Source organism: Flavobacterium sp. TAB 87 (genome assembly GCF_001529295.1).
In the GTDB taxonomy this organism is placed as follows: Bacteria; Bacteroidota; Bacteroidia; order Flavobacteriales; family Flavobacteriaceae; genus Flavobacterium.
On sequence record NZ_LLWK01000027.1, the window covers coordinates 44412 to 66585 of the forward strand.

Annotated in this window: 19 protein-coding genes; 9 read left to right on the forward strand and 10 right to left on the reverse strand. The window is 33.1% G+C overall.

The features are described from left to right. Positions 1-46: 46 nt before the first annotated feature. Positions 47-607 (reverse strand): L-threonylcarbamoyladenylate synthase, encoded by a 561-nt coding sequence (locus AP058_RS01905; protein WP_066306235.1) that lies wholly within the window; start codon positions 605-607, stop codon positions 47-49. 462 nt (positions 608-1069) lie between these two features. Next, positions 1070-2128, reverse strand: a complete 1059-nt coding sequence (locus AP058_RS01910; RefSeq protein ID WP_066306237.1) for a glycosyltransferase family 4 protein — start codon at positions 2126-2128, stop codon at positions 1070-1072. A gap of 155 nt (positions 2129-2283) precedes the next feature. Here AP058_RS01910 and AP058_RS01915 point away from each other — a divergent pair, with 155 nt between their 5' ends. Both AP058_RS01915 and AP058_RS01920 read left to right on the forward strand, forming a co-directional pair. Beyond that, the gene (locus AP058_RS01915; protein WP_066306240.1) at positions 2284-3066 is read left to right on the forward strand and encodes a DUF5672 family protein; all 783 of its coding nucleotides are present in this window, start codon (positions 2284-2286) and stop codon (positions 3064-3066) included. A gap of 12 nt (positions 3067-3078) precedes the next feature. Then, positions 3079-3852: a Kdo domain containing protein gene (locus AP058_RS01920; protein WP_066306243.1), complete on the forward strand. Its 774-nt coding sequence runs from the start codon at positions 3079-3081 to the stop codon at positions 3850-3852. 143 nt (positions 3853-3995) lie between these two features. Here the strand turns inward: AP058_RS01920 and AP058_RS01925 are convergent, their stop codons facing one another. From AP058_RS01925 to AP058_RS01935, 3 genes are all read right to left on the reverse strand, one after another. Continuing rightward, positions 3996-5069 carry a glycosyltransferase family 9 protein gene (locus tag AP058_RS01925; protein ID WP_066306246.1) on the reverse strand — a complete coding sequence of 358 codons (1074 nt, stop codon included), beginning with the start codon at positions 5067-5069 and terminating at the stop codon, positions 3996-3998. A 49-nt stretch (positions 5070-5118) separates the two neighbouring features. Next, the gene (locus AP058_RS01930) at positions 5119-6993 is read right to left on the reverse strand and encodes an LTA synthase family protein (RefSeq protein ID WP_066306257.1); all 1875 of its coding nucleotides are present in this window, start codon (positions 6991-6993) and stop codon (positions 5119-5121) included. Positions 6994-7140: 147 nt separating this feature from the next. Next, positions 7141-7956 carry a 2,3,4,5-tetrahydropyridine-2,6-dicarboxylate N-succinyltransferase gene (locus tag AP058_RS01935; protein ID WP_066306259.1) on the reverse strand — a complete coding sequence of 272 codons (816 nt, stop codon included), beginning with the start codon at positions 7954-7956 and terminating at the stop codon, positions 7141-7143. 218 nt (positions 7957-8174) lie between these two features. On the opposite strand from AP058_RS01935, the gene AP058_RS01940 reads away from it, so the two are divergent. From AP058_RS01940 to AP058_RS01950, 3 genes are all read left to right on the forward strand, one after another. Then, on the forward strand, positions 8175-8810 hold the full coding sequence (locus AP058_RS01940; RefSeq protein WP_066306261.1) for a PAS domain-containing protein: 636 nt from the start codon (positions 8175-8177) through the stop codon (positions 8808-8810). A gap of 118 nt (positions 8811-8928) precedes the next feature. After that, positions 8929-9345 (forward strand): Holliday junction resolvase RuvX, encoded by a 417-nt coding sequence (ruvX, locus tag AP058_RS01945; protein WP_066306264.1) that lies wholly within the window; start codon positions 8929-8931, stop codon positions 9343-9345. Positions 9346-9455: 110 nt separating this feature from the next. Further along, positions 9456-10946 carry a malate:quinone oxidoreductase gene (locus tag AP058_RS01950; RefSeq protein WP_066306267.1) on the forward strand — a complete coding sequence of 497 codons (1491 nt, stop codon included), beginning with the start codon at positions 9456-9458 and terminating at the stop codon, positions 10944-10946. 81 nt (positions 10947-11027) lie between these two features. Here AP058_RS01950 and AP058_RS01955 read toward each other — a convergent pair whose 3' ends face one another. Next, on the reverse strand, positions 11028-11168 hold the full coding sequence (locus tag AP058_RS01955; RefSeq protein WP_066306272.1) for an SsrA-binding protein: 141 nt from the start codon (positions 11166-11168) through the stop codon (positions 11028-11030). 91 nt (positions 11169-11259) lie between these two features. Then, positions 11260-11580, reverse strand: a complete 321-nt coding sequence (locus AP058_RS01960; RefSeq protein ID WP_066306279.1) for a YbaB/EbfC family nucleoid-associated protein — start codon at positions 11578-11580, stop codon at positions 11260-11262. 141 nt (positions 11581-11721) lie between these two features. On the opposite strand from AP058_RS01960, the gene AP058_RS01965 reads away from it, so the two are divergent. The 4 genes from AP058_RS01965 (at position 11722) to AP058_RS01975 (ending at position 16703) form a co-directional block, all read left to right on the forward strand. Further along, positions 11722-13782: a S9 family peptidase gene (locus AP058_RS01965; RefSeq protein ID WP_197413370.1), complete on the forward strand. Its 2061-nt coding sequence runs from the start codon at positions 11722-11724 to the stop codon at positions 13780-13782. A 69-nt stretch (positions 13783-13851) separates the two neighbouring features. Then, positions 13852-14892 (forward strand): PLP-dependent cysteine synthase family protein, encoded by a 1041-nt coding sequence (locus AP058_RS01970; protein ID WP_066306285.1) that lies wholly within the window; start codon positions 13852-13854, stop codon positions 14890-14892. Positions 14893-15467: 575 nt separating this feature from the next. Further along, positions 15468-15692, forward strand: a complete 225-nt coding sequence (locus AP058_RS17310; RefSeq protein WP_369815127.1) for a LamG-like jellyroll fold domain-containing protein — start codon at positions 15468-15470, stop codon at positions 15690-15692. A gap of 441 nt (positions 15693-16133) precedes the next feature. Beyond that, complete coding sequence (locus AP058_RS01975) at positions 16134-16703, forward strand: DUF6642 family protein (RefSeq protein ID WP_066306331.1); 570 nt, start codon at positions 16134-16136, stop codon at positions 16701-16703. Between the two features lie 187 nt (positions 16704-16890). Here the strand turns inward: AP058_RS01975 and thrC are convergent, their stop codons facing one another. The 3 genes from thrC to thrA form a co-directional block, all read right to left on the reverse strand. After that, a complete protein-coding gene (thrC, locus tag AP058_RS01980) occupies positions 16891-18186 on the reverse strand; it encodes a threonine synthase (protein WP_066306290.1) in 1296 nt (431 codons plus the stop codon). A gap of 68 nt (positions 18187-18254) precedes the next feature. Then, entirely contained in the window at positions 18255-19178 is a 924-nt protein-coding gene (locus AP058_RS01985; protein WP_066306292.1) for a homoserine kinase, read from the reverse strand. Between the two features lie 77 nt (positions 19179-19255). Then, positions 19256-21703 carry a bifunctional aspartate kinase/homoserine dehydrogenase I gene (gene thrA / locus AP058_RS01990; RefSeq protein WP_066306296.1) on the reverse strand — a complete coding sequence of 816 codons (2448 nt, stop codon included), beginning with the start codon at positions 21701-21703 and terminating at the stop codon, positions 19256-19258. Between the last annotated feature and the right edge of the window lie 471 nt (positions 21704-22174).

Sequence of the window (22174 nt, forward strand, 5' to 3'; positions counted from 1 at the left end):
GTATACATCACAACAGACTTAACGCCTTGTTATTCGTAATTAGCTATTATTTCCGAATCACTTTTACTTGCGCATCATTTGTTAACTTGATAATTGTTGATGGTTTTCCAGCCAATTTATCTTGGTTAAGTTGTACCACATAATCAACGCCCTTAATTATTTCTGGACTAATATCTTTATATGCAATTGGCGTAGGTTGGCCTGAAATATTAGCAGATGTTGAAACTAATGGTTTTTTCATTCTTTCTAATAATTTAAAACAAAAGGGATCTTTTACAATTCTGATTCCTAGTGAATTGTCTGCGGCAATGATGTTTTTTGCCACATTACGAGGTTCGTCTAGAATTAAAGTAGTTGGTCTTTCAGATAAATCTAAAATTTGCCATGCCACTTCAGGAATGTTTTTAAACACATTGTACATCATCTTTTCGCCATTCATTAAAACAATCATACTTTGCGTTTCCGCACGTTGTTTTAGCTTGTATATTTTTGCAACAGCTTCAGGATTAGTGGCATCACAACCAATTCCCCAAACGGTATCGGTTGGATATAGAATGATTCCACCTTCTTTTATAACTTCGTATGCCTTATGTATTTCTTCGTTCATTCTATAAAATTTATCCTTGTTTTTGTACGTTTACGTAAGTTACAAATGTATGAATAAAAACGATATTAATTATTTACCTCTTTTGTTCCAAACTCAATTTAATGGACTTTCTTTATTTTTTTTTCTCTTTCCTAGAATGATTAAAGGTGACTCAATGTATTTAAATGAAAGTTGACAAATAATTAGTAAAGGAAGCACACATGCTTAGATAATAGACCAGAATTCAATATTTGTTAGTGTTTTTGCTTTCTCAAACCCAGTTATAAAATGAACTACGATACATAATAAAACACGGTGTAAAAGATATAAAATATAAGTTATTTGCCCAAACCGCTTTAAAAAATGAGGTAAAAAAACGAAAAAAAGCGAGACAACCTCTTGTCTATCAATTACGAGATAAGCAACTGAAGCAATTTTTAATCTTACAAAAATATTTGTTATAAAAATTTATAATCTTAAAATTTAGAATAGAATTTTCATTTGTTGATATGAATTTTCCCAAGTAAAATTTTTAACTAATTCATTACCTGATTTAGCTATCTTATATCTAAGTTCATTATTATTTATTAATTCTATTATTGCCTTCGCTAAGTCATCAGAGTCATTCGGTTTTACCATTAAAAAGTGTTCATTTTTAGTACCATAATCTCTGTGACCATTAACATCGGTAATTATTGTGGCACAACCGCATTGCATTGCTTCTGCTCTTGGTAATCCCCAACCTTCTGACAAACTGGGAGATATGAATATGCTGGATTGATTGTAGAGCTTTTTTAAATTCTTTGGTTTTTCATGGAAATTCATCCATTCGGGTACAAAGCTGTTTCTTTTTGAAGTGCTAAAAAGATCAACTTCCAAATTTGTAATTATTTTTTTAACTTTTTCTAATGCTTCAATTCCAACACTAGACCCTTTCCACTCTAGTTTATGATATAACATAGTTAATCTTAAAGGATTTCGTCTTTCTATGTTATCATCTATAGCAAAAGTAGTAAAGTCCAAGCCGTTTCGAATAATTGTACATTCTTCCCCAATTTCATGAACCATTTCTTTTAGCCATTCTGCAATTACAATTTTTTGTAATGGTAATTTCCAAGTTTGTACTATTCTTTCTCTACTGCCCGACCAAGTTTCAAAATCCTGTATTAAGTAAAGTTTTTTCCCTTTATTTTGAGAGTAATTCCCGATCCATTCTGCCGTTTCCCATGAAGTGGCTATAGTTACATCTGAGTCACGAATGTTTTTCTCATGTAAAGTATAAATGAAATTTTCTTTTATTTTTGTATTCAATTCAAACCATTTTATAGCGTAACGCTTTTTATAATTCAAATATTTAGAAAGAATAAATATGTACTTATAAAATATTCCTTTTTTTATTTTTTCGGGTTTAAGTCTTTTGGGGTAATAAATTTGCACATCATAATTGTCTTCTGCCATTTTATTTGCATATTCAAACAATACCTTAAAACCTCCAACAGGTTTCTTAGGAAGTGCAGGTAAAATAATATTAATTTTAGTCATAAGTCAAGATTAAAAAAGAACACTTTTAAAATAGTGTAAAAGAATGATTTTATTGTTTGCAAATCTAATAATTCTATCTTTGTTTCAGATTAAGAAAGGGGATTGATTACTTAATTTTAAACGATCAATTTTTTAAATCAATTGAATAAACAAATATGAAAGAAACAGTAAAAATACTGATACCGATTTACAAAGACCATTTTGGCGAATTGGAAGAAAAATCATTTTTGCAATGCGTAAAATTACTCGGAGAATATGGCATTATTTTGATTCAACCCGAAGGACTAGATAATTCGTATATAACGAGTAAATATCCCGAAATTGAAGTTGTAAGTTATCCTAAAAAGCATTTTGAAAGTATTGAAGGCTACAATAAATTATTAATGACTAGCACCTTTTATGAGTCTTTTTTAAATTATGATTATATTTTGATCTATCAACTTGATGCGTTTGTTTTTAAAGACGACTTAAAAAAGTGGTGTCAAAAAGGATATGATTATATCGGAGCACCTTGGATTGCCACTCCAATAAACTCTTTTGGAATGAAAGTTTTTACTAAAATTGCCAGAAATTTTAGATCTAAAAAGAAAAATAATCGAGAACAAACTTTCTATAAAGTAGGGAATGGTGGCTTTTCTTTGCGAAAAGTAAAATCGCACTATGATATTGCTTTAGCCAATTCAGGATTAATTAGCGAGTTGCTAAACGCAGGAAAGAATGAAATTTGTGGAATAGAAGATGTATTTTGGTCTTTAAAAGCTCCCTTATTGGATTCTAATTTTCGAATTCCAGATTACAAAGAAGCACTGTATTTTGCGATTGACAGAAAACCTGAAATTGCTTTTTCTATAATTAATAGAGAAATGCCTTTTGGATGTCATGGTATTAATAAGCCTAAAGTAATTGATTTTTGGAAACCAATATTAGATAAGTATTAAAAGAGAATTTAAATGATTAAAAAGATAAAATTTTCTGAAGGATTTAAGGAAACAAACAAAGTTTTTTTATTTATAGAAGAGTTTAATACTTCTGTAGGCCGTTTATTTGGAAATGGGGACCGAAACAAAATAAAATTATTTGAGTTAGAAGAACTAACAATCAACATTAAATCATTCAAGACTCCAAATTTAATTAATAAGATTGCTTATAAAAATTTTCGAAAATCGAAAGCTAAACGCTCGTTTGAATTTGCTACCATTTTATTAGAAAGAGGTATTGGAACTCCAAAGCCAATTGCCTATTTAGAAAATTTTAATTGGCTGGGGTTGCAGGACAGTTATTATGCGAGCGAGCACTTAGTAACCGAACTGACGTACCGCGAATTGGTACAACTTCCGAACTATCCTGATGGAGATAACATATTGCGTCAGTTTACCAAATTTACTTTCGAACTTCATGAAAAAGGGATAGAGTTTTTAGATCATTCTCCTGGTAATACATTGATTAAAAAGCAAGAGAATAATAGATATGACTTTTTTCTTGTTGATTTAAACCGAATGAATTTTCATGACAATATGACTTTTGAACAAAGAATGAAAAATTTCAGTCGTTTGACTCCTAAAAAAGAGATGATTGCGGTAATGAGCAATGAATATTCAAAGGGATATAAAGAAAAATCTGAGATAGAGATTTTTGAAAAAATGTGGTTTGAAACCGAAGATTTTCAAGAACGTTTCGCTAAGAAAAAACGCTTGAAAAAGAAATTAAAATTCTGGAAATCTTAATTTTTGTTCTGCATATTTTAATGCTCTAATTGGAGCAGCAAAACTTTGCCTATTTGTATATCATAAAATGATAATTTTGTCTTTCTAAATGTTTACAAATCCACTACTAATTTTATTGAAAGGCTAAATCGTCGCTAGTTGGTTTATTTAGTAGAAGGAAGATTCTTGCTTAAAAATGTTTTTAATTTATTTTCAAAAGAGCTTGGCTTAAAATGTTTATACAATGAAAGAGCCTCTTTTTTTAATTCTTTCTCTGTTTTATTAGCCAAAATTTCGGGGTCATAATCGTTTAAATGAACAGAAACGTGGTGTAAACCATCTTCAAAAGTGGCCCAAATCTTTTTTTCAATCCAAGGCGAAAAAATAATAAATGAAGGTTTTTGCAATGCTTTGGCCATATTTATTGCTCCGCCATCATTACCGATAATGAGATCACATTGATTCATGATTGCTATGAATTTTCTTAAATCAGCGCCCAATAAATCAAAATAAACTTTTTCTTTAGTACTTGCTTTGCAGCTGTTTAAAATTGCTTTCGCCTCTTCAATTTGTTTCGGAAAGTAATTAAAAAGGATGTTAACATCAGTATGATCGGCAATACAATCGATAACTTTTGCCATGTAGTCTAACGGATAAGTTTTTAATTTTTCGCTTCCAAGCAAGCTAATCATGACTGTTTTTCGATCGTTTTTTACATGATGTTTTTTAAAAAGAAGAAGTGCTTCTTTATTTTCATCTTCTGAAACAAATAGCTTCGGAATAGGATCTATTGTAATGGATAATTCGAGAGGATTTAATAGCGAAAGTCTTCGCTCTATTGCTAGTCCTAAGTTTGTTTTTGGAGCTAGTTCAAATGGAATGTTATTGGTATATAAAAAATTTCGACCTAGTTTTTCATAGGAGATGCGTTGCTTGGCATTGCTTAAATAAACCAATATCCAACTTTCAAGTTTGGAGTACGCATCAATTAAAAGATCGTACTTTTCTGCTCGTATTTGTAATCCGAGTTTTAAAAGTTCTTTTTTACTTTTACGATGTTTTTCTTCAAATATAATAATATTGTCAATATTCAAATTGCCTTGTAATACTGGCGTAGTGGAGGCATAAACTAAATAATCGATTTGCGAATTGGGATACGCTTTGCGCAAATTATTACATATAATACTGCTGATTAAAACATCACCAATCATCTTTTGTTGAATAACTAGTATCTTCATATTTCCTTTAAAAAAACTTTCGTTAATTAGTTATTAAACGTTTTGCAAATTAGATTTTTGCGGCTAATTCATTTCCAATAATTCGGTTATTAAACGATTGAATGTATGCTTTTATAAAACGATCCATTTGAGTTCTTATTTTATGCTCTGAACTGAGTATATTTTTTTGTAGCAATTTATCTTTTTTAATGTTGTAAAGGCCTACTGGTTTACTACCATCAAAAGCCATATAATAATCACCTTCAATGTAATGATACGTGTTATTGAGATAATAGACAGCATAATTTTTGTTAGAACGAAATGATTTTCCAAAACTAATCATTTTAGTCTTTATATTCAAGTAATCGACAATGCTTGGCATGATATCAATTTGCTGAAAATTACGTTCGTTTACGCCTACAAATTCAGGATTAGAAGGGTCAAAAAACAAGATAGGAATACTAAATTTCCCAACACTTGTTTGGTCAACGGGCTGGTCACCTTCGGCCGAAGTATGATCCGAGGAGAGTACAAAAAGAGTGTTCTTGTACCATTTCTGTGTTTGCGCCGTTTTAAAAAACTGACGTAATGCATAGTCCGTATATCCAATGCTTTCTTGTATGGTAGTAGTTCCCTTTGGAAATTTACCATTATATTTTTCTGGTATTTTATACGGATTATGAGATGAAATTGTGAATATTGAACTGAAGAAAGGCGTTTTAAATTCAGTTAATTTCTGGCAGAAATACTGCATGAATTCTTCATCATAAATTCCCCATTTGCCATCAAATGCTTTAGGTCCTGTATATTCATCTTTTCCATAGTATGCATCAAAGCCAGCTACTTTGGCATATTGGTCAAAATTTTGACTTCCGTTAAAAGCACCGTGGAAAAAGGAGGTGTAGTAGCCTTCGTTTTTTAATATTTTTGGTAAACCGTTTACTTTGTTTAAAGCGTAGCTAGACGATATAAAAGAGCTATTCATTAAACTTGGAATGCTAGATAATATCGAAGGAACGGCATCTATTGAAACTCTTCCGTTAGCGTAGCCATTTTTAAAATAATACGATTTTGTAATTAATGAATCTAAAAATGGGGTGTAACCTCGACCCACATTTTCATCTCCAAAACTTTCTAAAATAATTACAACCACGTTCTTTTTTACGGTGTTTTCTTTCGAATTTAAGAGTATTAACGGATCGTAGATGGAAACCAATTCTTTTTCATTAAAAAAATTACACTTTTCAATATCTTCTTTCTTTGTAATTGTTTTTAAGATACAAAAAGGAGTATTTAATACTAAGCCTGAGGTTCCAATTTCGGCATAAACAACTGCATCTACAATTTTAATTGGTTTTTTTCTAAATCCGCCGCGAGCTACGATTAGTCCAAAAGCTACGACAAGTATTAAAAAGCTTAATTGTCTTGTGATAATAGTTTTGGTTAAAGGCTCAATAGTTTTTAAAGCCCTAAAATTTGGAAGTAATTTCCAAAATAGATAAGAAAATACAAGAAATAAAACGCCAACATACCAAAATTCTTTTAAAAAGGACGGAATTAATCCGAAGGCTTCACGTTCCATTCCTTTGGCGGTAATCATACTAAAAGTACTGCGTCTTCCTGTAAAGCGATAATATATAATATCGATAAAGTTGGTGGCAATAAACAAAAGGTTAAGCGCATAAAAGGAAATTTTAAGGCCTTTTTGATAGTTTACTGAATATTTAAAATTTCCTGGAACTAAATGGGCAACAATAAATATAAGATTCAAGTACCCTATAGCTGCTAAATCAAATATAAGTCCGCCTTTTACGGTCTGAAAATCAAAAGTAGTAAACGAAGAAGTATTGAAAATATAAAATAAAAATCGAGTGATTTGATAAATTATAATAACCAAAAGTAATCTTTGAAGCAGAATAATACTGTTATTCTTATAATTATTCATCGGTGAAAATTGAATTAAATTTGGGTTTTTAATTGGTGCAAACTTAATTCATTTGACGAATCCTACAAAAAAAAGTATAAAAAAATCCAGATTCTATTTTAATAATAGAATCTGGATCAGGATCAGAATGATATATTTAAAATTCAATTAAACCGCTACGTCGTACTCACGCAATGCATTATTTAACGATGTTTTTAAGTCCGTCGATGGCTTACGAGTTCCAATAATTAAAGCACAAGGAACTTGGTATTCGCCAGCCGCAAATTTTTTAGTATAACTTCCAGGAATTACTACCGAACGAGCAGGAACAAAACCTTTCATTTCAACAGGAGTTTCTCCCGTTACGTCAATAATTTTTGTTGACGCAGTTAAACACACATTTGCACCTAAAACCGCTTCTTTTCCAATATGTACTCCTTCCACAACAATGCAACGAGAACCAACAAAGGCACCATCCTCAATAATAACTGGTGCAGCTTGCAAAGGCTCTAAAACCCCTCCAATACCAACACCGCCACTTAAGTGAACATCTTTACCAATTTGCGCACAACTACCTACAGTTGCCCAAGTATCTACCATAGTTCCAGCGTCTACATAAGCACCAATATTTACATAACTAGGCATCATAATCACGCCGCTAGAAATAAAAGAGCCGTAACGTGCTGAAGCTCCAGGAACCACTCGTACCCCTTTTGCGGCATAGTCTTTTTTCAATTCCATTTTATCATGGTATTCGAAAATTCCAGCTTCCCAAGTTTCCATTTTCTGAATAGGAAAATACAATACTACTGCTTTTTTCACCCACTCGTTAACTTGCCACTTGTCACCAATTGGTTCAGCTACACGTAGTTTTCCTGCATCCAAAAGTGCAATAACGTCTCTAATTGCATCAGTGGTAGCAGTTTCTTGTAACAAAGCTCTGTTTTCCCAAGCTTGTTCTATAATTGTTTGTAAAGAATTCATGTTTTTTAGATTTTCAACAAAGATAATTCGATTTCTTTTTAAAACAAATACAGCCACTCGATAGTAACATTTTAATTGTTTTTGTGATATACCATCTTCAATCAAGTCGATCCAATTTCTTCGTTTTTACTGTTTTACTGATATTTATCAGTATTAAAGCTATTTCATCCTTGTACTTTTGTACGCTTTAAATCATATAACATTTTAATTATTTCGAAATGAGTTTAGACAATCAATCGCAGTTCACACCAACAATTATTGACAAGGAAGTTTCTTGGGATAAGACCCAGACTATTATGAGTAAAACTAATTCGTTCGGAATTATAGAATATGCGAATGAAGTTTTTGTAGACGTTTGTGGCTATGAAGATTATGAGCTTATGGGGCAGCCTCATAATATCATTAGACATCCAGACATGCCTAAAGTTATTTTTAAAGTGTTGTGGGAAAATTTGAAACAAGGGAATAATTTTCATGCCATTGTTAAAAATTTAGCCAAATCAGGTCGTTACTATTGGGTTGTTACCGATTTTGAAGTTACTAAAGATGAAAATGGAGAAATTGCTAACATATTTGGAAGAAGAAAGTCTGTTGCACAGGAAGTCATTTCGATGAGCATTGAACCTTTGTACAAAAAGTTATTACAAATTGAGGCAGCAAGTGGAGTGAAATATAGCGAAAAATATTTGATTGGTTTCCTAGAAGAAAAGAACCGAACTTATGTAGAATATATTAAAGATCTTATTTTCGAACACGAAAGAGCACAGCAAAAGCAACAAGCATTTACTGAAAATGTTGTGGAAGATAAGGAAGAAGAAGAAAAAGGTTTTTTTGGCCGATTTTTTAATAGATAGTTTTTTTAAATAAATTGATGTAGTGTAAAGCATCCGTTTTGATTGATTCGAAACGGATGTTTTTTTTTGAAAATTTCTCCTCTTTGTTTTTGTTATCTTTGCTCAAAATTATCAAATTATGCCAAGAGTTCTAGCAATAGATTACGGACAAAAACGCACTGGAATTGCAGTGACAGACGAAATGCAAATCATTGCTTCTGGACTCACTACAATTCCAACTCATGCTCTGATTGATTTCTTAAAAGACTATTTCTCTAAAGAAAAGGTAGAAGTGGTGGTAATTGGCGAGCCTAAGCAAATGAACGGTCAACCTTCAGAAAGTGCTAACATTATAAAAGGTTTTGTGACTCACTTTTCAAATATTTTTCCAGACATGAAAGTGGTACGTATGGACGAGCGGTTTACTTCAAAAATGGCGTTCCAAACAATGATTGATAGTGGATTAAGTAAGAAACAGCGTCAGAATAAAGCATTGATCGATGAAATTTCTTCAACAATTATGTTACAAGATTATCTCGCTTCTAGACGATTTTAAAATCATAACCAAATAGTAGTCTATTGGATTCTATAACTTTTAAGATAAAAAATTTACTTTTTTTTTGAAATTTTATAAAGTATCTTTGCGCTTTCTTAAATAAAATCGCGATGACCGACACTATAATGCGTTCAAATACAGAGGTTGTACTAATAGGCGCAGGTATTATGAGCGCAACTCTTGGAGTTATGTTAAAAGAGTTACAACCTGATTTAAAAATTGAAATTTACGAAAGACTTGATGTTGCTGCTGCCGAAAGCTCTGATGCTTGGAATAATGCAGGAACAGGACATTCAGCATTTTGTGAGCTTAATTACACTCCTCAGAAAGAAGACGGAAGTGTTGAAACTAAAAAAGCAGTTGCTATAGCCGAATCATTTGAAATCTCTCGTCAGTTTTGGTCGTACTTAGTCGAGCAGAGTAAATTGCCTGCACCAGAAAATTTTATAAAAGGCATTCCGCACGTGAGTTTTGTATGGGGACAAGAAAACGTAGCATTTTTAAAAACACGTTTTGAAGCGTTAACAAAGCATCCTTTATTTCAAGAAATGGTTTTTAGTAAAGATTTTGAGGTCCTGGCAAAATGGATGCCTTTGGTCATGAAAGGAAGAGATATTGTAGAGCCAGTTGCAGCGACATCTATGCCAATTGGTACAGATGTTAATTTTGGTGCCTTAACACGAAGTATGTTTGACTATTTGTCGAAATTAGACGGAGTAACAATGCATTTTCATCATGAAGTAAAAAAGTTAAAGCAGTTAGAAGACAAAACCTGGAGAGTGAAAGTAAAAGATCTCGCTACTGGTAAAAAAAGTAAAATAGATACTAAGTTTTTATTTATTGGAGCAGGAGGTGGCTCTTTGCCATTGCTAGAAAAAGCAGATGTTCCTGAAGGAAAAGGCTACGGAGGTTTTCCCGTTAGTGGCCAATGGTTAAAATGTACAAATCCAGAAGTTATTGCGCAGCACGCAGCAAAGGTATACGGAAAAGCTAGTGTTGGTGCACCACCAATGTCAGTTCCGCACGTTGATACCCGTGTAATTGATGGTGAAAAACAATTATTATTTGGACCTTTTGCTGGATTTTCGACTCGATTTTTAAAAAATGGTTCGTACACAGATTTACCACTTTCTATTCAGTTTGACAATATTATACCTATGCTTTCAGCGGGAATTAAAAATATTCCTTTAACTAAATATCTAATTCAACAAGTGCGTCAGTCACAAGATGATCGTATTGATGCTTTGCGCGAATATTTACCTACTGCCAAAGCAGAAGATTGGGTATTAGAACGAGCAGGACAACGTGTACAAGTGATTAAAAACGATGAGAAAAAAGGAGGTGTTTTAGAATTTGGAACAGAAGTAATCACTACTCACGACGGAACAATGGCAGTATTGTTAGGTGCTTCGCCAGGTGCTTCGACTGCAGTGTCGATTATGCTGAGCTTGATTGATAAGTGTTTTCATGAGCAAGCAAAAACTATCGAATGGCAATCTAAATTTAAAGAAATGATTCCTTCATTTGGTCAAACTTTAAATGACAAACCAGAATTGCTACATACGGTTAGAGATCGTACGGCAAAGGTTTTAGGATTATAACATTCTGAGTTAAATAAAATTATTAGATATACAAAAATGGAGCTAAATTAGCTCCATTTTTTATTCATATATTTAAAATTATTAGCTTAATGCTCTGGTAGTTACAAAATAGCGGTAACCAATAACGGCCATTTGCCATTTGGTTGCTTTTGCTAAATCTAATCTTTGTTTTGTAAAACTAGGCAGTAAGAACTTATTAATTTGAGCAAGTAGTTTAAACATAGATTTTTATTTTATTTTCTTCAAATATATAAAAAAAGACGACTATAAATATAATCGTCTATTGATGTGTTCGCTTTAAATAAGCAGTTTTTTATTTAAACAATTCATCCATTCCAGGAATCATTGGCATATCCATTTTGGTAACGGCGTCTAATTCTGTCTGATTAATGCTACTTGCTTTTTCAATCGCTTTGTTCAAAGTAACAATCAAATAATCTTCTAATTGCTCTTTATCTTCTAACAAAGAGTCAGCAATAGAAATCGATTTTATTTTAGTATTAGCTGTTAATGTAACCTTTAACAAGCCATCTGCACTCTCTTCATCAACCAAAACAGTGTCCAGACGCTTTTTTGTATCTTCAATTTTTTGTTGGGTTTCTTTAAGTTTACCCATCATTCCCATTAAATCCATTTTGTATAATTTTAAATTATCTAGTACGAAATTAGTAAATTAGTTCAATAATCAATGTTAAATTAGATGAAAAACAGCGCTCTTTTAAAATTGCTTTGCCTTATTTTTGCAGCTTCTTTTATACAAACGAAAGCACAAATAATGACAAAAGATTTACAATTTCCAATTGCTAAACTAAATCCTACAAACCTAAAAAAATTTGGAACGACCAGAGTTGACAATTATTTTTGGTTAAATGATCGTGAAAATCCTGAGGTGATAGCGTACTTAAATCAGGAGAATGACTATTATAATACAATGACTGCGCATACCAAAGACTTTCAGCATTCACTTTTCGAAGAAATGAAAGCAAGAATAAAAGAAGATGATTCATCGGTGCCTTATTTCTATAATGGATATTTTTATATTACACGTTTTGAAACAGGAAAGGGCTATCCGATTTACGCTCGTAAGAAAGGAAGTTTAACTGCTGCTGAAGAAATATTATTCGATTGTAATAAAATGGCAGAAGGTCATGCTTATTTTAAATTAGGCGGACTTAGTGTTAGCGAAAACAACAAATTTATAAGTTTTGCAATGGACACTGTTGGTCGTCGCATCTACACAGTTCAGATAAAAGATCTCGAAACAGACCAAATTTTACCTGACAAAATAGAGAATGTAACAGGAAGCTCTCTTTGGGCCAATGATAATTCGACAATTTTTTACACCAAGCAGGACACAGTAACGCTGCGTTCTGATAAGGTTTTTAAACACAAATTAAATACTGATGTAGTTGATGATATCTTAGTATTTGATGAAACAGATGATACGTTTGATGTTTCTATCGGAAAAGAAAAATCTAGGAAGTACATAGTCATTGCTTCGGGCAGCACATTAACGAATGAATTTAGAATCGTGAATGCGGATACTCCTGATGCTGAATTTAAAATTTTTCAAAAAAGAATTAGAGGCCTAGAATATAGTATTTCTCATTTTGAGGATCATTTTTATATTTTAACCAATAAAGACAAAGCAACCAATTTTAAATTGATGAAAACTCCCGAAAATGCTACAGAAAAAAAGCATTGGAAAGAGGTGATCATGCACCGAGAAGATGTTTTGTTGGAAGAAATTGAAATTTTTAAAAACTTTTTAGTTTTAGAAGAACGTTCGAACGGATTAAATCGCATTCGTATTCAATCTTGGGACGGTTCAACCGATTACTATTTGCCTTTTGATAGCGAAACATACAGCGCCTACAGTACGACCAACCTTGACTTCGATACAGATGTTTTACGATACAGTTATCAGTCGTTGGCAACTCCTGCTTCAATAATTGACTTTAATATGAAGACAAAAGTCAAAACAGTACTAAAAGAGCAACAAGTTTTAGGAGGAAAATTTGATAAAGAAAATTATGTAGAGGAGCGAGTTTGGGCAACAGCTGAAGATGGAGTGAAAGTGTCGATTTCGATGATTTATCGCAAAGGATTGAAGAAAGATAGTAGCAATCCTTTGCTAATGTACGCCTACGGTTCTTATGGTGTTACTATGGATGCTTATTTTTCGTCTACCCGTTTGTCTCTGTTAGACAGAGGTTTTGTGTATGCAATTGCTCACGTTCGCGGAGGCGAAGATTTAGGAAGAGACTGGTATGAAGACGGTAAATTATTAAAAAAGAAAAACACGTTTTCTGACTACATCACATGTTCTAAATATGTAATAAATCAACAGTACACTTCACCCGAACATCTGTATGCCGAAGGTGGTTCTGCTGGTGGATTATTAATGGGAGTTGTGGCCAATTGGGCGCCAGAATTATACAACGGGATGATTGCACAAGTTCCATTTGTAGACGTGATGACGACTATGCTCGATGATACGATTCCGTTGACAACAGGAGAGTATGACGAATGGGGGAATCCGAACAAAAAAGAGTATTTTGAGTACATGCTTTCGTATTCACCATACGATAACGTTAAAAAGCAGGATTATCCTAATATGTACGTTTCTACTGGTTTACACGACTCACAGGTGCAATATTGGGAACCTGCCAAATGGGTTGCAAGACTGCGACAAAATAAAACTACAGAAAAATTATTATTTTTAGATACTAACATGGATGCGGGTCATGGCGGTGCTTCAGGACGCTTCGAGGCACTAAAAGAGTTAGCCAAAGAGTTTAGTTTTTTATTAGATTTAGAGAAAATTAAAATCTAATTAGATTTTTTTTGTTAAATTTGCACCCTATCGAGTTTTAGTTAGTACAACTCGATTAACTATTTTTTTATGAAAGAAGAAATAAACGCTTACAATAATGTTCTAGAGTTAATAGGCAATACACCGCTTATTAAGCTAAACAAAGTCACCGAAAAGTTAGAAGGAAATTTCTACGCGAAGGTAGAAGCTTTTAATCCGGGACATTCCTCAAAAGATAGAATTGCCTTATATATTATTGAAGAAGCCGAGAAGAAAGGAATTTTGACTCCAGGCGATACCATTATTGAAACAACCAGTGGTAACACCGGTTTTAGTTTAGCAATGGTTAGCATTATAAAGGGGTACAGTTGCATTTTGGCTGTAAGTTCAAAATCATCGAAAGATAAAATTGATATGTTGCGCAGTTTGGGAGCCAAAGTTTATGTTTGTCCCGCGCATGTATCTGCAGACGATGAAAGATCTTATTACAGTGTTGCCAAACGATTGCATGAAGAGACAAAAGGTTCGGTTTACATCAATCAATACTTTAATCAATTAAATATCGATGCACATTACAACACTACGGGTCCAGAAATCTGGAACCAAACCAATGGTAAAATTACCCATTTGGTAGCGTGCAGCGGTACAGGAGGAACAATTTCAGGAACTGCCAAGTTTTTAAAAGAGCAAAATCCAGCTATTAAAATTTTAGGAGTGGACGCTTTTGGTTCCGTTTTAAAGAAGTATCATGAAACCAAAGAATTTGATACAAAGGAAATATATCCGTATCGTATTGAAGGATTGGGTAAAAATTTAATTCCATCAGCAACAGATTTTGATCTTATTGATAAGTTTATTAAGGTTACTGATGAAGAAAGCGCGCACGCTGCGAGAGAAATTACAAGAAAAGAAGGTCTTTTTGTAGGATACACTTCAGGAGCAGTTTTGCAAGCGATTAGACAATATGCAGAAGAAGGCGAATTTGATAAAAACAGCAATGTTATCGCTATTTTTCCTGATCACGGATCACGCTACATGAGTAAAGTATTTAGTGATGATTGGATGAATGATCAAGGTTTCTTTGATAGTATAAACGAAGAGGAAGCACAAAAAATAGAATTTGTAAAATAATTTTGTTCAATAACATAAAAACTCCAAATGCAAGTTTGGAGTTTTTTTATGCGATTTTTTTTCTCACTTGCTCTTAAAGATTTTGTAGCACAATGAACAGTTAAAATGGCTGTTACGTATTTCTATGTATTGCTGGTTATTCTACTTCCTTTGCCGATGGACGGTCTCCTTTTCAAGCATCATTTTAAAAATATACTTTCGCTTGACTGAGGCGCCTTACTTGCTTTCAGCTCCTAAATTCTATTTATTATGAAAAGACTTTGCGACCACTACTGATGGCTAACAGCGTTGTCATAAATGCTCAAACGGCAATTCAAGAATTTACTTTTAATGCTACTATTATAAATACAGCTACCACAATTACTTTTATGGATAGCCGACTTATGTAAGTGATCGATTTGGAATCGCTAACAGCCCTTTGCATTTGGCTACTACAGATGTAGAAGTACTGATTAATGATCTACCGCAAAATAATGCTGCTCGAAAAGTTGCTATAGGTAAAATTTAATGACATCGCGGAAGCAAATTATATTCGGGTTTATGGAACGACCTATAATGCTCAGTATTTCGGATTAATACACCAAGCTGCTTTTAATTCAAATTCAAATCTAAGTTTAGAAGGTTGGAGGCCATCAAATGATATCAGAGCTAGTACTTCTTTAGCGGCAGATTTATGGTATAATTATGTTGCTACTTTTGATGATACGAATTCAAATATATATCGCAACGGCGAGTTAATTGCGTCTAAAAAAACCACAGAACGGTTTACTAGACGCACTTTTTTTAGTTTAGGAAAATAAATTCGACCGTTGGTATAAATGCAGATAAAGATGATCTTAAGATTTTTTATGTAGCGCTAACTAGTGAGCACGTTTCTCCAATTTATTTTAAGGAAAAATCATCGATTATCCTGCTACAACGAGATTTGGCTAAATTAAAAAGAACGGATAAAGTTCCTGTAAAAACTGCTGTAGTTACAAAGAAAAGTAGTCCTACGATAGGAACTGAATTAATTGGTACTAATCAGAAAGCAATTGAGATTTTCTCACAGTAACAAAAAGTTTTAGGGAGTATCAATGCAGTAGTTAATATTAATGATTTACCTGACGGAACTTATTTACTAGAAATATCAAGAATTTCTCCAAAAACGGTTACTTCTAATTAAAGTAAATTCTGATTGTCGTATTTTTTATAAAAGTGTAACTTCGTTTTTTTAAATGTTGAGAAAAACACTTTTATTGATGGAAAATGAAACTTTTATTTTTTGCCTTGAAGCAGTAACCGATGTAGAAATTAACACAACTACAGAAGTTGTAAATGGTTTAGAAAAATTGGCTTTTGCTCATGGCGTTTCTAGTATTTATAAAGCATGTGATACCATTGAAGGACTAGAAGAAAGTTTGGGCGCACTACTTTACGATGATCATAATTTTAAGGACTACGAAATAATCTATCTTGTGGTGCCAGGTCAAGATAATATGATTTGCTTACATGACTACTTTTATAGTTTACAAGAAATAGCCGAACTTTTTGAAGGAAAGTTGAAAGGCAAAATTGTTCACTTTTCGAATATTAAAGTGCTAGATTTAGCTTCGGAAGAGGCGCAATATTTTTTGGATGTAACTGGGGCAAGAGCAATTTCGGGTTACGGCATTTCATTACCACCAAAAATGACCAGCATGCAATTGGACTTTGCATTTTTTAGACTTTGTCAAGAAGAAGAAGATTTGATCGATATTGTAGAAGAGTTGCATCAAAAGCATTATGAGGCTTGCAAATTGTTAGATTTCAGGCTTTACCATACCCCGTGATTGTAATTATTATTTTTTTTTAACAATTAATAAACAAAGTAATAACTGTATTTTGGCACAATCGCTTGTACTACTACAGTATCTTTGTGGTGTAATAAACTGGTTATTTATTATTTTGGTTTTGGTTAGTTAAAAAAAGGCGATGTTTTAAGAAACATCGCCTTTTTTTTATTTAAATAGTAAAACTTTAGTTTGCATTTAAAAAGTCTCTCAATTCTTCATAAGTTGCAATTTTTGTACTTACTTTATCCTTACCCATCACACTTTCTATTTGGGTAGGAATGGGAAGTTTAACGCCCAATGTGGGTTCAACTACATCTAAAAATTTAATAGGATGTGCCGTTTCTAGAAAAATTCCGATTGCGTTGTCATAATTTTCTAGTTCTTTTTTTAAACCTAAGTAACCAACTGCGCCATGTGGCTCAGCAATGTAGCCATCTGTAATGTAAATGGTTTTCATAGCTGCCAAAGTTTCAGCATCGGTATAGCTAAAAGAAGAAAAGTCTTTTTCAAAAGCCTTTAAATCATTATTGTATAATTCTTGAATTCTGATGAAATTACTCGGATTACCCACATCCATCGCATTAGAAATCGTTGCTTTTGAAGGTTTTGGATCGTAGTTTCCATTTTTTAAAAATCGGGGAACAGTATCGTTTACATTGGTCGCTGCAACAAAATGTTCTATTGGTAAGCCTAATTTCTTAGCCATAATTCCAGCGCAAATATTGCCAAAGTTACCGCTAGGACAAGAGAATATTAATTTTTTGTTTTGACTTTTCAATGTTTTGTAAGCAAAGAAAAAGTAAAACATTTGTGGCAACCAGCGCGCAATATTAATTGAATTTGCAGAGGTTAAACCTTTATGAGCTAAAGCTTCATCTAAAAATGCTTTTTTGACCATGTCTTGGCAATCGTCAAAAACGCCGTCAACTTCCAAAGCTTTGATATTTTGACCTAAAGTTGTCAATTGCTTTTCTTGAATGTCACTTACTTTTCCTGAAGGATATAAAATGACCACATCAACGCCTTTAACACCCAGAAATCCGTTAGCCACTGCACCGCCAGTATCTCCTGAAGTAGCAACTAGAACGGTATTTTTATTGTCTTTTTTGTCCTTGTTGAAATAACCCAAACAGCGCGACATAAAACGTGCTCCTACATCTTTAAAAGCCATCGTAGGTCCGTGAAATAATTCTAAAGAGTAGATTCCTTTTTCAACTTCCACTAAAGGAAAATCAAAACATAAAGTCTCATCTACAATATCTTGTAAAATGGTATTTGGAATAGCATCTCCAACAAATTGTTTGATGACTTCATACGCAATTTTTTCATTGCTTAGATTCTCAATATTCTCAAAAAAACTCTTTTCTAACGGAGCGATTTCTTCAGGGAAATATAAACCTTTGTCAGAAGCTAATCCTTGAATAACTGCTTCTTTAAAAGAAACTTTTGGTGCATTGTGGTTTAAACTGTAATATTTCATTTCTTAAAAAATTAATAAAGAGTGTAAGTGTCTAATAATAGTACTACTTACTACTCATAACTTAATACTTATTCTATAATTCTCATTCCTTCGTCGTTCACCTTGCAAACATGAATTTCATAAGGCAAACTCATTTTGTCATAAACAGCGCACATGGCTGCTGCAATTTTATCTGCATTTTCTTTTCCTTTGCTTAATGCAAAAATAGAAGGTCCAGAACCTGAAATTCCAGAACCCAACGCACCATGCTCGTAAGCAGTTTGCTTAATTAGGTCAAAACCGGGAATTAAAACGCTTCGCAAAGGTTCTACAATTTCATCGTGCAGCGAGCGACCTATTAGTTCGTAATCTTTGGTGTATAAACCAGCAATCAAACCCCCCACATTTCCCCACTGGGTAATCGCACTTTTTAAGGAAACAGTTTGTTTTAATACAGAACGTGCGTCAGAAGTTTTTAGTTCAATTTGCGGATGAATCACAGTAGCGTACAATAGCGACGGACTTTCAATTTTAATAATATCTAACGGCGACGAACAGCGAACTAGAGTAAAGCCACCCAATAGGGCAGGAGCAACGTTATCTGCATGCGCATTTCCTGAGGCTAATTTTTCGCCTTGCATGGCAAATTTTACCAATTCTTTTCGGGTAAACGGTCTGCCTAATAATTCATTAGCACCAAAGACAGCACCAGCCGAACTCGCAGCACTGCTGCCAATTCCGCTACCAGCTTTGATGTGTTTGTATATTTCTATTTCAAAACCAAAATCAGCGTTAACTTCTTCTAACATCGCTAATAAGGCAACACCAGCTACATTTCTTTCTGTTTCAAGTGGCAAATCGGCTCCTTCTATTTTAGTAATTCTAATACCTTTTTGGGTTGATTTTCGAATAATCATCTCGTCGCCCACATTATCCAAACACAATCCTAGGACATCAAATCCGCAAGAAAGGTTCGCAATAGTAGCTGGACAAAAAACTTTTATTTCATTCATTATAATATAGGTTCAGATTGGCAAATTTTCGTTTTTGGCGGTTTTACTTTTACCGCTGCCGCGTTATTTTTGTCTTTCTAGTTATTTCCAATTCTTATTACATCTGCAAAAATCCCTGAAGCCGTAACAGCTGCACCAGCACCTGCGCCTTTTATCAACAAAGGTTGGTCAACATAACGATCTGTGTAAAATAGAACAATATTGTCTTTTCCTTCCAAATTGTAAAATGGATGGTCTTTCGGTATAAATTCTAAGCCAACACTTGCTTTTCCATTTTCGAATGTTGCTACATATTTCAATCTAGAATCTTTGCTTAAAGCTTCTTTATAAATCGCTTCAAAATGAGCTGCATTTTTAGTTAAAGAAGCAAAAAAATCATCATTATTTGTGGTTGCCAAACAGGCTGCAGGCATAAATGATTTGTTCTCGATGGCATCAATATCCATTTCGTAGCCGCTTTCGCGAATTAAAATCAATATTTTACGAGCAACATCAATTCCGCTCAAATCAATTTTAGGATCTGGTTCTGTAAAACCTTGAACGCCTGCTTCTTTAACAACATCATGAAAAGAATTGTTTTCATCAAAATTATTAAAGATAAAGTTCAAACTTCCTGATAAAACAGCCTGTATTTTATTCACTTTATCACCAGAGGCAATAAGGTTTTTTACGGTATCAATAATTGGTAAACCAGCACCAACATTAGTTTCAAACAAAAATGGGGCGTTGTATTGGCGTGATAATGTTTTTAGTTTTTTATAATTGTCATATGCCGAAGAACAAGCAATTTTATTACAAGTTACTACAGCGATACTTTGTTTTAAAAACGACGCATAAGTTTCAGATACACTTGCATTTGCAGTAATATCTACAAATATGCTATTGCGTAAATTCAAGTCTTTTGCTTTTTCGATAAAAACATCTTTATCAGCAGTTTCTCCGTTATCCAGTTTGGCTTGCCATTCTTTCAATGAAATTCCATCTTCATCAAAAATCATTTTTCTTGAATTGGACAAGGCAATGACACGCACATTTATTTTTAAATTTTCCTTTAAAAACTTTCGTTGACTGTGAATTTGTTCGATGAATTTTTCACCGACGTTTCCAACTCCCATAACGAATAAGTTCAATTGAACTGTATTTTCCTCAAAGAAATTTTCGTGTAAAGTGTTCAACGCTTTCTTAACATCACGTTCGTTAATTACTGCCGAGATATTTCTCTCGGAAGCACCTTGCGCAATGGCACGAATATTTACGTTATTTTTTCCTAAAGTACTAAACATTCTTCCGCTCAAACCTTGATGATTTTTCATGTTTTCACCAACCAAAGCAATGATGCACAAGTTGTTTTCGACGATACACGGATCTACTTTATGCTGTAAAATTTCAACTTCAAAAGCTTTATTGATCGCAATTTCGGCATTTTCAGCATCAGAGCTTAGAACACCAATACATATTGAATGCTCAGATGAAGCTTGTGTAATAAAAATAACGTTGATTTGCTCTGACGATAAAACTTCAAATAAACGTTTAGATGAACCAGAAACCCCAATCATTCCGGGACCTTCTAAAGTAATTAACGTAATTTTATCAATATAGCTAATTCCTTTTACAGGATTGTCATGCGGAATATTACTGTTCGAAATGTAAGTTCCTTCGGCCTCTGGATTGAAGGTATTTTTAATGATTATTGGAATGTTTTTTCGTAAAACCGGTTGAATTGTGGGTGGATACAAAACTTTTGCACCAAAATGTGATAATTCCATCGCTTCTTGATATGAGATCGTTGCAATGGATTGCGCTTGTTTTACAATTTTAGGGTTCGCTGTAAACATTCCGTTCACGTCAGTCCAGATTTGTAATTCTTTTGCATCGAGAGCATTGGCTAAAATAGCAGCAGTGTAATCTGAACCGCCGCGTCCTAAGGTAGTTACAATGCCGTCAGCAGTTGACCCGATAAACCCCGGAATTACAACGACTTGATTCGAATTAATACTAAAATAGTCATTTATTAATTGGTTCGTTATCTCAAAGTTTACGGCTGCTTTTCCAAAATGATTGTTGGTTTTTATTAATTCACGGCTGTCTTTGTAACCGCTATTAGGGTTCGTTTTCTTTAAAGCTTCAGAAATTACAAATGAAGAGAGTAGTTCGCCAAAACTTAAAATTGTATCAGCCGTTCTGGGTGATAATTCTCCCAGTAGAAAACAACCATCTAGTAAGGTTTCTAAGTGATTAATTATTCGTTTTATATGACTCAACAAGCTGCTTTGCTCACTTACCGGAATAAATTCTTTTAGAGTATCAAGGTGTTTCTTTTCAATTTCGGCAATAATTTCTTTAAAGCTTTCGTCATTTGCCGCCGCTTTTGCCGCTGCCAATTGTAGCATATCCGTTACTTTGCTTAAGGCAGAAACAACAACGACTAATTTTTCTTTTTCTGATTTATGGTTAATAATATCAAGAACTAATTTTATATTTTGGGCATTGGCAACTGATGATCCACCAAATTTTAATACTTTCATTGTGTGTTTTTTATTTTATAAATGCGAATGTTTATACGTATCCAATGACTTTCTTCTTTTTCGAAAAAAGAGCAACAACAGGATTATATGTAAAAATGTATACCCCTAAAGGGTAGTAGTTGTAGTAGTAGATGTTGTAATAATAGCAGTTACAACTCCAGACGGAATTGCAAGTGTAGAATGATATGTGGTGCTATTATTTTTCATTTTGATATTTCAAAAGTAGCTCTTTTTGTAGGGAACAAAAAGTAAGACAAGCTTTTTTGTGAATTTTATAATTTTTTCTTTGTCAGGAAATTAATACTGAGCTTTTGTTAAATTATGTAGAGTTAAAGTATCATATTCGTATATTTAATATTTAATATTTTCCTAAATTTCAATTTTTTATCTCGTTTAAAACAGTTTAATTGTATGTTTTTCTTTATTTGTTTCTTAAAAAAATAAAATTTGATTGTTTTTTGTATCCAATTG

Excerpts from the sequence above, each read along its gene's own strand:
- AP058_RS01920 (WP_066306243.1), top strand. The coding sequence starts at position 3,079 with ATGATTAAAAAGATAAAATTTTCTGAAGGATTTAAGGAAACAAACAAA.
- AP058_RS01975 (WP_066306331.1), top strand. The coding sequence starts at position 16,134 with ATGGAAAATGAAACTTTTATTTTTTGCCTTGAAGCAGTAACCGATGTA.
- ruvX (WP_066306264.1), top strand. The coding sequence starts at position 8,929 with ATGCCAAGAGTTCTAGCAATAGATTACGGACAAAAACGCACTGGAATT.
- AP058_RS01955 (WP_066306272.1), bottom strand. The coding sequence starts at position 11,168 with ATGTTTAAACTACTTGCTCAAATTAATAAGTTCTTACTGCCTAGTTTT.
- AP058_RS01960 (WP_066306279.1), bottom strand. The coding sequence starts at position 11,580 with ATGGATTTAATGGGAATGATGGGTAAACTTAAAGAAACCCAACAAAAA.
- AP058_RS01950 (WP_066306267.1), top strand. The coding sequence starts at position 9,456 with ATGACCGACACTATAATGCGTTCAAATACAGAGGTTGTACTAATAGGC.
- thrA (WP_066306296.1), bottom strand. The coding sequence starts at position 21,703 with ATGAAAGTATTAAAATTTGGTGGATCATCAGTTGCCAATGCCCAAAAT.
- AP058_RS01915 (WP_066306240.1), top strand. The coding sequence starts at position 2,284 with ATGAAAGAAACAGTAAAAATACTGATACCGATTTACAAAGACCATTTT.
- AP058_RS01905 (WP_066306235.1), bottom strand. The coding sequence starts at position 607 with ATGAACGAAGAAATACATAAGGCATACGAAGTTATAAAAGAAGGTGGA.
- AP058_RS01970 (WP_066306285.1), top strand. The coding sequence starts at position 13,852 with ATGAAAGAAGAAATAAACGCTTACAATAATGTTCTAGAGTTAATAGGC.
- AP058_RS01935 (WP_066306259.1), bottom strand. The coding sequence starts at position 7,956 with ATGAATTCTTTACAAACAATTATAGAACAAGCTTGGGAAAACAGAGCT.
- AP058_RS01925 (WP_066306246.1), bottom strand. The coding sequence starts at position 5,069 with ATGAAGATACTAGTTATTCAACAAAAGATGATTGGTGATGTTTTAATC.
- AP058_RS01985 (WP_066306292.1), bottom strand. The coding sequence starts at position 19,178 with ATGAATGAAATAAAAGTTTTTTGTCCAGCTACTATTGCGAACCTTTCT.
- AP058_RS01940 (WP_066306261.1), top strand. The coding sequence starts at position 8,175 with ATGAGTTTAGACAATCAATCGCAGTTCACACCAACAATTATTGACAAG.
- AP058_RS01965 (WP_197413370.1), top strand. The coding sequence starts at position 11,722 with ATGACAAAAGATTTACAATTTCCAATTGCTAAACTAAATCCTACAAAC.
- thrC (WP_066306290.1), bottom strand. The coding sequence starts at position 18,186 with ATGAAATATTACAGTTTAAACCACAATGCACCAAAAGTTTCTTTTAAA.
- AP058_RS01910 (WP_066306237.1), bottom strand. The coding sequence starts at position 2,128 with ATGACTAAAATTAATATTATTTTACCTGCACTTCCTAAGAAACCTGTT.
- AP058_RS01930 (WP_066306257.1), bottom strand. The coding sequence starts at position 6,993 with ATGAATAATTATAAGAATAACAGTATTATTCTGCTTCAAAGATTACTT.